The sequence below is a fragment of the Paenibacillus sp. ISL-20 genome (assembly GCF_018613005.1).
Classification (GTDB): Bacteria; Bacillota; Bacilli; order Paenibacillales; family Paenibacillaceae; genus Paenibacillus_AQ.
Genome location: NZ_JAGGRD010000009.1, coordinates 261,642 through 276,128, shown reverse-complemented (window position 1 = coordinate 276,128; position 14,487 = coordinate 261,642). Strand labels below are relative to the sequence as shown.

Annotated in this window: 13 protein-coding genes; 10 read left to right on the top strand and 3 right to left on the bottom strand. The window is 50.3% G+C overall.

The genetic code is table 11. The features are described from left to right. Positions 1-96: 96 nt before the first annotated feature. The 7 genes from J7E85_RS06760 (at position 97) to J7E85_RS06730 (ending at position 7,060) form a co-directional block, all read left to right on the top strand. Positions 97-1,080 (top strand): LacI family DNA-binding transcriptional regulator, encoded by a 984-nt coding sequence (locus J7E85_RS06760; RefSeq protein WP_215156184.1) that lies wholly within the window; start codon positions 97-99, stop codon positions 1,078-1,080. After that, positions 1,080-1,958 (top strand): ribokinase, encoded by an 879-nt coding sequence (rbsK, locus tag J7E85_RS06755; RefSeq protein ID WP_215156182.1) that lies wholly within the window; start codon positions 1,080-1,082, stop codon positions 1,956-1,958. The genes J7E85_RS06760 and rbsK overlap by 1 nt, the downstream gene beginning before the upstream one ends. Positions 1,959-1,960: 2 nt before the next feature. After that, complete coding sequence (gene rbsD / locus J7E85_RS06750; RefSeq protein ID WP_215156180.1) at positions 1,961-2,359, top strand: D-ribose pyranase; 399 nt, start codon at positions 1,961-1,963, stop codon at positions 2,357-2,359. A 15-nt stretch (positions 2,360-2,374) separates the two neighbouring features. Further along, positions 2,375-3,856 (top strand): sugar ABC transporter ATP-binding protein, encoded by a 1,482-nt coding sequence (locus J7E85_RS06745; RefSeq protein WP_215156178.1) that lies wholly within the window; start codon positions 2,375-2,377, stop codon positions 3,854-3,856. A 1-nt stretch (position 3,857) separates the two neighbouring features. Further along, complete coding sequence (gene rbsC, locus J7E85_RS06740) at positions 3,858-4,826, top strand: ABC transporter permease subunit (protein WP_215156176.1); 969 nt, start codon at positions 3,858-3,860, stop codon at positions 4,824-4,826. 15 nt (positions 4,827-4,841) lie between these two features. Then, the gene (gene rbsB, locus J7E85_RS06735; protein WP_215156174.1) at positions 4,842-5,759 is read left to right on the top strand and encodes a ribose ABC transporter substrate-binding protein RbsB; all 918 of its coding nucleotides are present in this window, start codon (positions 4,842-4,844) and stop codon (positions 5,757-5,759) included. A gap of 224 nt (positions 5,760-5,983) precedes the next feature. Next, positions 5,984-7,060 carry a Gfo/Idh/MocA family protein gene (locus tag J7E85_RS06730; protein ID WP_215156172.1) on the top strand — a complete coding sequence of 359 codons (1,077 nt, stop codon included), beginning with the start codon at positions 5,984-5,986 and terminating at the stop codon, positions 7,058-7,060. A 140-nt stretch (positions 7,061-7,200) separates the two neighbouring features. On the opposite strand, the gene J7E85_RS06725 is transcribed toward J7E85_RS06730, so the two are convergent. From J7E85_RS06725 to J7E85_RS06715, 3 genes are read right to left on the bottom strand one after another with little or no spacing between them, the layout of a single operon-like run. Further along, complete coding sequence (locus J7E85_RS06725) at positions 7,201-8,823, bottom strand: response regulator (protein ID WP_215156170.1); 1,623 nt, start codon at positions 8,821-8,823, stop codon at positions 7,201-7,203. Continuing rightward, entirely contained in the window at positions 8,820-10,556 is a 1,737-nt protein-coding gene (locus J7E85_RS06720; RefSeq protein ID WP_215156168.1) for a sensor histidine kinase, read from the bottom strand. Before J7E85_RS06720 ends, J7E85_RS06725 begins: the two co-directional genes overlap by 4 nt. A 45-nt stretch (positions 10,557-10,601) precedes the next feature. Next, entirely contained in the window at positions 10,602-10,832 is a 231-nt protein-coding gene (locus tag J7E85_RS06715) for a hypothetical protein (protein ID WP_215156166.1), read from the bottom strand. A 39-nt stretch (positions 10,833-10,871) separates the two neighbouring features. Between J7E85_RS06715 and J7E85_RS06710 the strand changes: the two genes are divergently transcribed. The 3 genes from J7E85_RS06710 to J7E85_RS06700 are packed head-to-tail and all read left to right on the top strand — an operon-like array spanning position 10,872 to position 14,407. Further along, complete coding sequence (locus J7E85_RS06710) at positions 10,872-11,801, top strand: ABC transporter permease (protein ID WP_215156164.1); 930 nt, start codon at positions 10,872-10,874, stop codon at positions 11,799-11,801. Positions 11,802-11,821: 20 nt separating this feature from the next. Further along, a complete protein-coding gene (locus tag J7E85_RS06705; RefSeq protein WP_215156162.1) occupies positions 11,822-12,742 on the top strand; it encodes a carbohydrate ABC transporter permease in 921 nt (306 codons plus the stop codon). 45 nt (positions 12,743-12,787) lie between these two features. Continuing rightward, positions 12,788-14,407 (top strand): extracellular solute-binding protein, encoded by a 1,620-nt coding sequence (locus tag J7E85_RS06700; protein WP_215156160.1) that lies wholly within the window; start codon positions 12,788-12,790, stop codon positions 14,405-14,407. Positions 14,408-14,487 lie beyond the last annotated feature (80 nt).

Below are 14,487 nucleotides of genomic sequence, written 5' to 3'. Positions count from 1 at the left end.
ACAAAAATATTCCAATCCTCAAAAGCTTGCAGGTTAAAAAAAGATGTGATATGGTATATCTGTAACCGGTTACACATGAATGAGGTGATGACGGTAATGGCAACGATCAAGGATGTAGCAAACCGGGCCGGCGTGTCCGTGGCCACGGTTTCACGGGTTTTAAATGGAAACGGTTACGTGCATGAGGACACCAGGTCCAAGGTAGAACAAAGCATTCGCGAGCTGAATTATACGCCGAATGAAGTAGCACGTTCTTTATATAAAAGAAAATCCAAATTGATAGGACTTTTGCTTCCGGATATTATGAACCCTTATTTCCCGCAGCTTGCCCGCGGAGTTGAGGATGAGATGCAGGAAAATGATTATCGGCTGATATTCGGGAACAGCGACGAGAGCAAGAAGAAGGAAATGGAGTACATCCAAACCTTTGTCCAAAATAATGTGGTTGGTGTCATATCATCGACCAATGATCCGGATGCCGACATATATGCAGGGCTTAAGATCCCGGTTGTATTTCTGGATCGCACCTCATCGGATCGTCCTTCCGTATTTGCGGATGGTCGGCAGGGAGGTAGAATCGCGGCACAGGAGATGGTTAGGCGAGGCAGTAAAGCTATAACCGTGATTCAAGGCCCGGCGGATGTCCGTCCTGCCCAGGAGCGTTTTGAAGGAGCTGTTGAGGTTCTGGAAAAACAGGCGGCTGCGTATCAAGTGCTGAAGACGACATCGTTTTCTTTAACCGACGCGGAAGGATTTGCCCAGCAAGTGTTCATTGAGCATCCGGACACGGACGGCGTCATCGCCAGTAACGATATTATGGCATCCGCCGTAGTCAAGGAAGCGTATCGGCTGGGGAAAAGGGTGCCGGAAGACGTACAGATTATAGGATTTGACGATATTCTGCTCAGCCGACTGCTGGCCCCGCCCCTGTCCACGATTCATCAGCCGGCATATGAAATGGGCCGGGAAGCGGCCAGATTGCTTATCGGACTTATTGAAGGGCAGCACATCGAGAGAAGCAGTATCGAATTCTCGGTAGAATTTATTGAGCGGCAGACAACGAGAAAGGTGGAATCATAATGGCGAAGATCGTGGTAATCGGAAGCGCGTCGATGGACTTGGTGGTCACCTCCACCAAGCGCCCCGGCGCTGGAGAGACGGTGCTAGGCGACAGCTTTAAGACGGTACCCGGAGGGAAGGGAGCCAACCAGGCCGTCGCGGCGGCGAGACTGGGTGCAGAGGTAACGATGATTGGCTGTGTAGGTGAAGATTCCTTCGGGGAAACGATTTTGAGTAATTTGCAGGCGAATGGTGTTATTACGGAATATGTGGAACCGGTTACAGGTATGGAAAGCGGAACCGCACACATCATATTGGCTGAAGGAGACAACAGCATCGTGGTGGTGAAGGCGGCCAACGATCGGATCACCCCGGATTATGTTGATCAGGCAGCGGAGGTTATCCAGGCGGCGGATATCGTGTTGATTCAGCAGGAGATTCCGGAGGAAACGGTGGTGCATGTCAGTGAATTATGCGCAAGATATCAGGTGCCGTTGATGCTGAATCCGGCTCCGGCCCGCCCGGTGCCGAGCGTCGTTATTGAACGGGCGGCTTACATGACGCCGAACGAACATGAAGCGGCTATCCTGTTCGGAGATGAGCCATTAGGCGACGTGCTGCGCCGTTATCCGAACAAACTGATCGTGACGGAAGGCAAACGGGGAGTTCGTTATTTTGACGGCAATGAAGAGGTTGTGGTTCCCGGCTACAAGGTTGAAGCCGTGGATACGACGGGAGCCGGCGATACATTCAACGGTGCCTTTGCCGTGGCACTGTCCGAAGGCATGAGCATGGCCGACAGCCTGAGATTTGCGAACCGTGCAGCTTCCTTGTCGGTCATGAAGTTCGGAGCGCAGGGCGGAATGCCGTCTCGCCTCGAAGTGGAAGGGAGTCTTTGATCATGAAGAAGAACGGCATGCTGAACAGTCACATCGCGAAAGTGCTGGCAGATCTGGGACACACCGATACCATCGTTGTTGGCGACGTGGGCCTTCCGATTCCTCCCGGCGTTCCCAAAATTGACTTGGCGTTAACGCTGGGGACACCAAGTTTTACCGAGGTGGTGGAGGCGATCGCTGACGATATGGTAATCGAAAAAATCGTCATCGCTGAAGAAATGATGCTCGATAATAAGGAAACACTGCATTATATACAGGAGTCTTTTCAGGATTGCGAGATTGAAGCTTGCTCACACGAGCAGTTCAAAGCACGGACTCGAAACGCCAAGGCGGTTATCCGTACAGGCGAAGCCAAGCCCTATGCGAACTGCATTTTGCAGGCCGGTGTTCATTTCGGTTAAAAAGGAGGAAGCACCATGAACATTGAGATGACGAATATCCATAAATCTTTTGGCACGAACCGGGTGTTGGCAGGCGTGGACTTTGATCTCCGGGAAGGAGAGGTTCATGCCCTGATGGGAGAGAACGGCGCAGGTAAATCGACGCTGATGAATATATTAACCGGTCTTCACAGCCGGGATGAAGGCAAGATTGTCATCGACGGTAAGGAAACCTATTTTGCTAATCCGAAGGAAGCGGAAGAGAGAGGTGTTGCCTTCATCCATCAGGAGCTTAACATCTGGCCGGAGATGACGGTTTTGGATAACTTGTTTATCGGCAAGGAGATGACGTCCGGCCTTGGTTTCCTCAATATGAAACAAATGAAGGCGCTTGCGAAGGAACAGTTCAGCAAATTAGCGGTGACGATACCATTATCGCAGGAGGCAGGAGAATGCTCCGTCGGCCAGCAGCAGATGATTGAGATCGCCAAAGCGCTTATGACAAAAGCGAAAATCATCATTATGGATGAACCGACGGCGGCGCTCACCGAAAGGGAAATTGAGAAGCTGTTTGATGTCATCCGTTCATTGAAAAAACAAGGCGTATCCGTCGTTTACATTTCCCACCGGATGGAGGAGATCTTTACGATCTGCGACCGGATTACGGTTATGCGGGATGGTAAATCCGTCGATACGAAAGCCATTCCGGACACGAATTTTGATGAGGTCGTCAAAAAGATGGTCGGCCGGGAGCTGACCGAGCGATATCCGGCACGTCATCCATCTCTGGGTAAGCCCGTGCTGGAAGTGAAGAATATTAGCAGTAAAGGCCGGTTCGAGAATGTAAGCTTCACGGTTCGTGCCGGCGAGATTGTTGGTGTATCCGGCCTGATGGGGGCAGGGCGCACCGAGATGATGAGAGCGATCTTCGGATTGGACCCGCTGGATAGCGGCGAAATCTGGGTACGCGGAAAGAAAGTTTCGATCAAGAAGCCGGATGATGCCGTGAAACACGGCATTGGATTCATAACAGAGGACCGCAAGGATGAAGGGTTGGTCCTGGATTTCTCGGTCCGTGAAAATATGGCACTGCCCAATCTGTTCAGCTTCTCTTCCAAAGGGTTTATCTCCGGGAAGAAGGAGCAGGATTTCGTGGACACCTTGACGAAGCGACTGCAGATCAAGACGCATACATCCGAGACGCTGGCACGCAATCTGTCGGGCGGTAACCAACAGAAGGTCGTTATTGCCAAGTGGATCGGCATTGGACCGAGCGTGCTCATCCTGGATGAGCCGACACGCGGCGTGGACGTTGGTGCGAAGCGGGAAATTTATCAGCTGATGAATGAACTGACCGAACGCGGCGTGGCGATTCTGATGGTGTCGTCGGAGCTGCCGGAGGTGCTCGGAATGAGCGACCGGATTCTCGTTGTTCACGAAGGCAGGATTTCCGGTGAATTGGATCGTGAACAAGCCACGGAGGAACATATCATGACTCTAGCTACAGGAGGTCAGTAATATGACAACTATTAACGATGCCAAGGCGGAAAAAGGGTTTAAGGTATCAGGTTTGACGCAAAAGCTCGGCCCGCTGCTCGGACTGATTATTCTTATCGTTATCGTATCCGTCCTGAATCCAAGCTTCTTGGAACCGCTTAACATTCTGAACCTGCTGCGTCAGGTATCGATTAATGCATTGATTGCATTCGGTATGACGTTTGTTATCCTGACAGGCGGCATTGACCTGTCGGTCGGTTCGATTCTCGCACTCTCCAGCGCATTTGTCGCCAATATGATGGTGGCCGGGTTTGACCCGATCCTATCGATCATTATCGGCGTTGCGCTTGGCGGTGTCATGGGGATGATCAATGGTCTCATGATTACCAAGGGGGAAATGGCGCCGTTTATCGCCACCTTGGCTACCATGACGATATTCCGAGGACTTACGCTCGTCTATACGAACGGTAACCCGATTACGGGTCTGGGCGACAGCCTTGCATTCCAATTGTTCGGTCGTGGGTACCTGCTTGGTATTCCGGTACCTGCTATTACGATGATCATCACGTTTGCCGTGCTGTGGGTCATCCTGCATAAAACGTCATTTGGCCGCAAGACGTATGCCATCGGCGGTAACGAAAAAGCATCGCTTGTATCCGGTATTAAAGTACCGCGAGTCAAGATCATGATCTATTCCCTGGCAGGAATGCTGTCCGCGCTTGCAGGCGCGATTCTGACCTCCCGTTTGAATTCCGCACAGCCGACAGCAGGAACATCCTATGAATTGGATGCCATTGCAGCCGTTGTTCTTGGTGGTACAAGCCTGACTGGCGGTCGCGGCCGAATCGTCGGTACGTTAATCGGTGTGTTGATCATTGGTATACTGAATAACGGACTCAACCTGCTCGGTGTGAACTCTTTCTATCAGATGGTTGTCAAAGGCGTCGTGATTGCGATTGCCGTACTGCTCGACCGTAGAAAATCGGCTTAAGGGGGAGAATGAACGATGAAAAAAACAACTTTGCTGCTCGTATCACTTATGCTGATCTTTATAACAGGCTGTTCTCTGGAGCCGCCGGAATGGGCGAAGCCCAAGGCTGGCGGGGATGTCAAAGGCATCAAAATAGGTCTTTCCATCTCGACCTTGAATAACCCGTTCTTTGTATCCCTGAAGGACGGCGTCGTCGCCGAAGCGACCAAACAAGGGATGGAGGTCGTTGTCGTAGACGCACAGAACGACTCGGCCAAGCAGAGCAACGACGTTGATGATCTGATTCAACAGGGCGTCAATGCACTGCTGATTAACCCAACGGATTCGTCCGCGATTTCCACCGTGGTGCAAACGGCGAATAGCTTGGGCATTCCGGTCATTACACTTGACCGTTCGGCGGATCAGGGTGAGGTCGCTGCGCTGGTTGCCTCCGATAACGTCAAAGGCGGCCAGATGGCAGCCGAGTATATCGTGGATCAACTGGGCAAAGATACGAAGGTCATTGAGCTCGAAGGGGTTCCGGGTGCTTCCGCGACCCGCGAACGCGGCAAGGGATTCCATGATATCGCAGATAAGCAGTTGAACGTGGTGGCGAAGCAGGCAGCGGATTTTGACCGGACGAAGGGTCTTACCGTGACGGAAAATCTGCTGCAGGGCAATCCGGACACCAAAGCGATTTTTGCCCACAATGACGAAATGGCCTTGGGCGCAATCGAAGCGATCCAAAGCTCGGGCAAAGACATTATGGTCATCGGTTTTGACGGTAACGACGATGCGCTGAAGTCCATCGAAGCCGGCAACCTGACGGCTACTGTAGCCCAGCAGCCGGAGCTGATCGGTCAGCTTGCCGTCGGCGCAGCCAAGGACGTGCTCCAGGGCAAAGAGGTGGAAGAGAATATCGCCGCACCACTGAAATTGGTGGTGAAGGAGTAATCTAGTATGCTTTAGAAGCGTTACCTTTTGGGATAGAAGCAGGGTAACGCTTTTTTTTCCGGGACATATATGGAACATTTCTTCCGGGATGCGAAGTAACTCACAGCCTTGCGATAACGGCGGGAATACAATATCGTTAAAAGAGGACAGTTATTTCGCATATTATATTATAATGAATGTGTATGCGTTTACTTCTTAGATGTGATAAAAGGAGCTATGTAACTATGACGATGGAGAAAAGAAAACATGCAATCGTGATCGTAGGTTATGGCGGAATGGGCAGCTACCATGCCAAGCTGATTAAGGACAATGCATTTCTTGAGGTTACGGGAACCTACGATATTTTGGAAGATCGCCGGGAGGTATCTCATCAAGACGGGTATCCTGCCTACGAAAGCTATGAGCAGGTACTAAACGATGCTGCGGTTGACGTGGTGCTCATTGCTACGCCTAATGACGTGCACAAGGAATTAGCACTTCAGGCATTTAAAGCCGGCAAGCATGTCATCTGCGAGAAGCCGGTAACATTGTCCGTCAGTGACTTCAAAGAGATGGTGGCTGCGGCCGATGCTGCTGGCCGGGTACTGATGGTTCACCAAAACCGCCGCTGGGATGAGGATTTCCTGACCATTAAACAAGTGTACAATGAGAAAACGATAGGCGACCTGTTCCGAATTGAATCCAGGGTGCACGGGGCGAATGGCATACCGGGCGACTGGCGTCATCTGGAAGCCCACGGCGGCGGCATGCTGCTGGACTGGGGCGTGCATCTTCTTGACCAGGTCCTGTTCATGGTGGACAGCCGAATAACCAGCCTGAGCAGCCGCTTGAGCTTTATTCTTGGCGATGAGGTCGATGACGGTTTTGAATCGATCATTGAATTCGAGAACGGCGTATCCGTTCTGATTGAAGTGGGAACGACCAATTTCATAACGCTGCCTCGCTGGTACGTTAAAGGAACCGAGGGAACCGGTATTATTGAGGACTGGTCGTTAAACGGCCGAGTTGTTACCCGGAACCAGGATGCCGTGAAAGTGGAGCCGAAACCGATTCAAGCCGGGGTAGGCTTGACCAAAACGATGGCCCCTCCTTCCGAAGAAGCTACCATTACTGGAGCTCTGCCAGAGCCATACCGTCAATCCAGCAGCTTCTTCGATAACTTTGCGGCCGTGATCCAAGGCGAGGCAGAACCGATTGTGAAGAACGAGGAAGTACTACGTGTCCTGAATCTGATCGAGGCAGTATTTGAATCGGCCAGAACGGGAGAAACATTGAAGGATTTTGATATTTACCCTGCGTAATCTATTCAGATTAGCACTCATTATTATCATAAAAAAAGTACCGCGGCTGCCAAGCAAATTAGGCTTGAGGCTGCGGTGCTTTTTATTTTCATATTGTGGTTGCTGTCAGCTCATTCGCGAAACTCGTCGAAAGTGTAACGTTATTTTGCATGATCGACCTTTACGGAACTCCCGGCTTGCAGCACCCGCCTGTAGTCACTAGGCGACCAGCCCGTATCCTGCTTGAACAGCTTCGAGAAATAGGAATAGTTGGCGTACCCCACCTTAGCCGCAATCTGGTACACCGACAATGGAGTCGACTCCAACAGATGTTTCGCCGCCTTGATGCGGGACTGAATGATGTATGTACCCAAAGAGACACCCGTTTCTTTCTTGAACACGCGGGCCAAATAATCCGGGTTGAGATAAACGATTTCCGCTAGGCTCATTCGCGTCAGCTCATCCCCATAATGGCAATGAATATAATGCTTGATCTCCTCCACCACGGTATGCGAATGGTCGGCGTAGGCATGATATTCTGCTGCCGTGCTGACGAGATATTCCGTATATTTCTCCATATCTTCAATCGAGTTCAAGGATTGCTGGAACAGCTGGTCATTGGTTTTGCCGGTATACAGCTTATGAGCCTGGATCTCTTTGCCCTTCAGATAAGAATACACCAGCTGCACGATATCCAAGCGGAATAAACGCAGCACCGAGGCGTTGTAGACGCCATTCTTGGCTAGGTTTTGCAAGTATTTGCGGGTTTCCTCCAGAAACCCAACCGGATTGTTCCCGCTGAGAAGGACTTCCCAGTCTTGCAGCGGGGGAGGGGTGTACGTGGCTTCTTGCAGAGAATGGTGTTCCAGAAAAACAATTTGATTCCGCTTTTTGATCATATCCTCATTCATTTGCAGCAGCATCCGAATGGACTTGTTGATCTCCTCCAACGCCACCGAAATGGATACGCTGCAGGAAGCATCGCTTCGGAGAAATTGATTGGCTTTTTCAATAAATGACGTGCAGATGTTTTCCATGACGCCGGAATCCGGAGGATGATTCCATTTCAGCATGACCATCCAATTGTAATCCTTATATTCCATAGCGGCTTCAACCGTGAAGAGCGGGTCCTGGAACAATTCGGACAGCACGTTGAGAAACGCATAATCAAACAGGTCTTTGTCTTCTTTACCCAAACTTTGATCATGCGGAAAAATGGTGATGAGCACAGGAAGAAATAGATCCGACATCTCATAGGAGAGTTTCTGTTCCGTGATATATCCTGCGATGGCGGCCCGGTCTGAAGAAGCTTTCCGTTCCTTTATCAGCTTGCTCCAAAAATGCTCCTGGAGCTTTTTTTGATTTTTTTTCCACAGCTGCCCGTCCTGTATCGCTTCCTGATCGCTTTGCTGTTCCTTTGCTTTATAGACGGCCTTGGAGATGATAAGGCTAAGCTTATCGAATTCAATCGGTTTCAGGAAATAGTCAAAGCTTTGCAGCTCAATGGCTTTCTGCGCATAGTTGAAATCAGCGTAATTCGTCAGAAATATCGTCTGAACGCTGTATTGTTCCTCGCGTATCCAGGCGAGAAGCTCGAGTCCGCTGCCCTGCGGCATTTCGATATCGCAGATGAGGATCTGCACCGAATGCTGCTGCAGTATATCCCTTGCCTGCGCAACGCTGTAAGCGGTATAGACCTGTTCGATCGAGAGTGCCTTCCAATCAATTTTTTTCTCCAGCGCAGCCACGACAAAATAATCATCATCAACTAGCAATACGTTCATTGAATTTCTCCTCTCCATTCCTGCACGGGCTGTGGAAGCGTTAATGTGACGCAAGCGCCGCCCTCTTCCGGGTTCGAAAATTCCACATGCGCCCGGCGATGATAGAGCAGCTCGAGCCGTTGAAGGGTGTTCATAATCCCGATGTGTTTCCCTTCGCTTTGATCGAGCGGTTTGCCGGTTGTCAATTTGTCCAATACTTCTGCGGGAAACCCGGGTCCGGTATCGGATATCCGGATGACCATAGAAGGTTTCTCCTCCTCCATCCGCAGGCTAACGGACAATCGGATTTGCAGCTCATGATCTCGGGATACGGCGTATTTCACCGCGTTTTCAATAAAGGTCTGGAGCACGAGGGGCGGAATGGTAAGACCGGTCAACTCCTCTTCGAAATCAATACGATAAGAAAAGGCATCGCGGTAGCGGTGCTTCTGAATCTCCAGGTAAATCCGGACATGCTCGATTTCGTCTTCCAGCCGTACGACATTATCTCCGCTATGAAAGATGTAACGAAAGTATTTGGATGTGGACAGCGACATATATTCGATTTCCTTAAACATCTGCATTTGCGCCATGCTGTAGATGTTCGTCAAGCAGTTCAGGAAAAAATGGGGGTTGATCTGCAGCTTCATATAATCCAGCTGGATTCTCTGTTTATCCAGCTGCTGCTCATAAATATCGATTTTAAACTTTTTGATCTGTTCGATCAGATGTTTGAATTGGGAGTTGACCTGCTCGAGCTCGATGATCTCGCTGCTCATGAAATCCAGATTCTCGCTATCCTCATGGATGCGCCTTACGTTTTCCGAGAAATTCTGAATCGGCTTTAACACTTTCTTCTTGAAATACAGCATCACCAGGCTGAGCGTACACGTGAGTATAACAAACAGCAGCATAATGAGGAGCTGGGCGATCATAATGGTCTCAAATATGCCGAATTGGATGACCAGCTGCACGTTGAAGGAGGCGTTCGAGAATCCCTCCGTGACCGTTGTCCGCGGCTGTGGCAGGCTAAAGGGGGAAGCCTTGGCAGATTCGATCTTGGCTCCCGGCTCGCCGGTACCGGCGCTCGAAAGGGCTGCCCCTTGATGATCTACAAGAGAGACGTAACCGTCCTCGCCCAAATCCAACTGTTGGAGTGGCCGGATCAGATCGTCAGCGGAGATGAGACAGATCAGATACCGGTTGTGGTAAGGAACGATGTTGATAATGTAATGCGTGTTCTGAACAAGGATCGGATTCCAGTTGGAGTAGAACGTTTCGTATACGTTTTTAGAATCCGTGAGGGAGACGATCTGTTCCTTGAGTTCCAGGAACTCTGTATACGACAGGGACATGGGTGCATAGTTCTGAAAAAAATCCTGTTCCTTTAAATAGAAGAAGAAGTTGTATTCCTGGCCGTAGTTTTTTTGAAGCTCGTTAAACCGTTTATGCACTCTTTCGCTTGACTTGATGTAATCCACGTAATCGGTGCCGGGGGTATCCATGATCTTAACGCTCTCATCATTCGCCAGCGTCCAGCCCATATAGTGGTTGATGTAGGAGAAGTCATGATTGATCTGCCTGATGTACAGATTCGCCGTATCCTGCAAATATCGGGTCGATTGCTGCTTCACGATGAAGATGGAAGCGAAACTGATCACGAGATCCACCACGAGGGCAAAGATTGAGATAAAGAGCATGATTTTCACATAGTGACGGATGGGATATGGCTTGTTATTCAGTGCTTTAACCATAGGGATACCGTGATTCCTTTCAATTCGCCTGGTCATGAAAGCGTTTTAATAGTGGTACTGATCATTATAAAGGGAAAAGACGAAAAAATCAGGAGCGAACGCTCGGGCATCTTCCATAAAGTCCGGATACCACATCGTAAAGTCCGGATAATAGCATGCTTGTATATGGAAATCGAGGATTCCTTGAAGGGGGACAAGGCGAAGGTCCGAATAGCGCATGATGAGGTCCAAATAACAATGCCGGGCGGAAGTATACTTGAGTTGCTTACGCGACATGCCGGATCCACGACGACGCGAACAGAAAGGGGAATCGATTTGAAAGCAGGCCAACTGAATAGAACCACGCACCCAACCCTCGAGCGGATTAAAAAGAATTGGGGCCTGTATCTGCTGCTGCTGCCTGCGGTTGTGCTGGTTTTGTTGTTTTCTTACGTACCGATGTACGGCATCTTGATCGCATTCAAGGACTACAGTCCCGCCCTCGGGATTATGGACAGTCCATGGGCGGGTCTAAAGTATTTTGAGAAGTTTTTTAACTCCTATCAATTCTCGACAACGATCACCAACACGATTGTAATCAGCTTATACAGCGTTGCGACGTTCCCGATTCCGATCATGCTTGCCTTGATGGTCAATCAAATGCGCCAGAATTGGTTCAAGCGTTTCTTCCAGACGGTAACCTATATGCCGCATTTTATATCCACGGTCGTGATGGTGGGACTCATGCTGATTCTGTTCTCGCCGGGCTCGGGATTGATCGGGAATATCTTCCGGCTCTTCGGTGCGGAAGCGCCGAACCTGATGGGATCGGCCGGCTTGTTCAGCAGTGTGTACGTATGGTCGGATGTGTGGCAGCATACGGGCTGGGACAGCATTATCTATATCGCGGCGTTATCTGCGGTGAGCCCCAGCTTGTACGAAGCGGCCACGATGGACGGGGCAAGCCGGTGGCAGAAAATCCGGTTTATCGATATCCCGATGTTGATGCCTACGGTCGTGACCTTGCTTATATTGCGGATCGGCAGTTTGCTTGGCGTCGGCTTTGAGAAGGTCTACCTTATGCAAAACAGTCTCAATATTACCTCCAGCGAGGTCATCTCCACGTATGTGTACAAAATCGGCATGCTGAGCAGCCAATACAGCTTCTCGTCGGCGATCAATCTGTTTAATACGGTTATTAATTTTGTTCTGTTGATTCTGGTTAACCAGATTTCGAAAAAATACAGCGAAAACAGTTTGTGGTAACACAGGAGAGGAAGGGTTCTATGGGCGTTGTGGAAATAAGAGAGAAGACAGCGCCAAGGCAGAGGAATACCCGATCTTCCGACAGGGTGCTGGAGATCGGCCTGTATGTATTCGCTGTCTTGATGCTGATCGTGTTAATTTATCCCCTGTACTTCATCATCATTGCTTCATTCAGCGAGCCGGCGGCGGTTGCGAATGGACAGGTATGGCTTTGGCCCAAGGATTTTACGCTGGCAGGCTATCAAGAATTGCTGAAGCACTCTAATATATGGATTGGGTACCGAAATACGATTCTGTATACGATTGTAGGTACCGCCATCGGCTTGGTGGTTAACATTTCCGCAGCTTACGCGCTCTCGCGAAAAGACCTCATTGGTCGCAAATATATATCGCTGCTCTTTATTTTTACGATGTTCTTTAATGGCGGTTTGATTCCAACCTTTATGACGATCCGCGATTTCCAGCTGTACGATACGTTTCTTGTCATGGTGTTGCCATTCTCGGTTGCCGCCTTTAACATCATTGTGGCACGGACTTTTTTCCAGAGCAGCATTCCGGAGGATTTATGGGAGGCGGCTCAACTGGATGGCTGCGGAAATCTGAGATATTTCATGACCATCGTAATTCCGCTATCGAAAGCAGTCATCTCGGTCATTGCCTTGTGGACGGCCGTGGGTCATTGGAACTCCTATTTCAATGCCCTGATCTATCTAAAAGATACGAACCTGTACCCGCTGCAGCTCATCCTGCGAAATATTCTGGTTACCAACCAGATGCAGTCCGCCATGGGTACCGGAGAAGCCGCGGCCATAGCGCTGCGACTGGCCAATATTATGCGCTACGCGGTCATTATCGTCGCAACGGTGCCGATCATGTGCATCTACCCGTTCGTGCAGAAGTATTTCAATCAGGGGGTGATGATCGGAGCCGTGAAGTCGTAAAGCCGGATGGATCTTATTAAAAATAATAATTGGGGGAATGGTTGAATGGGAACAAATAATGCAATGAGGAGACATCGTCTGAAGCTGGCTGCCGCCATCATGTTGGCCGCAATCCTGCTGTTAAACCTGGCGGGCTGCAGCGGCGGTAAGAGTAATGATACCAAGACGGATGCCGAATCGGCTTTTAACAAAGAAGGTCTGCCGATTGTCAATGAGCCGATAACGCTGGATGTGCTGACCGTTCGCTGGGGCAACATGGGAGATACATTCCTCCAGAACCTGTGGCTCAAGGATTTAGAGAAGGAGACCAATGTCAAAATCAATTGGCAAATCATGTCCTCTAATGATTGGGGAGAGCAAAAATCGATCATGCTGGCCAGCGGTACGCTGCCGGATATTATTTTCGGCGATATCGTATTCAGCGATTCTGATATCGTGAACAACCTGTCGTATTTCCGCCCGCTGGATGACTACATCGATCAATACATGCCGAACCTGAAAGCGGCGCTGGAAGAAACGCCCGAGATGAAGAAGATGAGCACATTCCCGGACGGGAAAATCTACTCCTTGCCGGCGCGGCTGCCGTCAAGGCCGAAAGCATCAATCCAGCCGATCATTAACAAAACATGGCTCGACCAGCTCGGACTGGATATTCCGGACAACACAGACGAGCTGTACGAGGTGTTCAAAGCGTTTAAAGAACAGGATCCAAACGGCAATGGCAAGGCCGATGAGATTCCGGTCAGCGGATCGGGGAACATCAGCATCGACCTGCTGAATCCGTTCGGCATCACGGACATTAACGGCAACAGCATGATGGTCATCGATAACGAGCCAGTGTTCTACCCGGTGACGGAGAACTACAAGGAAGCGATCAAGTGGGCGCATAAGCTGTATTCGGAAGGCCTGATCGACCAGGAGATCTTCACGCAGGACAGCACCATGTCCACGGCGAAGCATCAGAATCCGGATGCGGCGCTGATCGGTTTCTCCAACCAATGGGTGCCGGATGCGGTGTTTGGGAAATGGAAGGATCAATATATTGCGATTCCGTCCATCGCCGGACCTGACGGAAAAAGGTATCAGGGCGGCGAGCCGCAAGGCATGAGCCTGCGGAGAAACGAGTTCCTTATCACCACGTCGAACAAGTATCCGGAAATTTCGGCTCGATGGGCGGACCAGTTCTACACCAATGAAGCGAGCATCCAGAATTTCTGGGGCGCCATCGGCACGGTGATTCAGAAGAACGACGATGGGACGTTTACGCTCATGAGTCCGCCGAAAGGCACGAGTGCGGATGCGTGGTACTGGGAGCAATCCGTAAGGGATTTCGGTCCCAAGTACGTAAGCCCCAGCTTTGAGAAAAATATCATTCTGGATGAGACCACGGGCGACGGCTTGAAGCTGGTCATCGATAAGCTGGGCAGCGAATACGTAACGACGCCGTTCCCGAACGTGATGTACAGCGCCGAAGAATTCCAGGAGCTGCCTACGCTGACAACGGATATCGACGGTTATGTCGGCACCACCCGCGCAAAGTGGATATCCGAAGGCAATATCGATGCGGAATGGGATGCATACGTCAAGCAGCTGAACGATATGGGCCTTGAGCGACTGGTACAAATCCGCAAGGAAGCCTATCAGCGGTATATCAGCGTGAAATAAGGATTGCCTGCATCCGTCCGGGCTGCCCCGCAGATCGAAATGCTGCGGGGCATCATGCGTAATGATGATTAAGCTTTTGA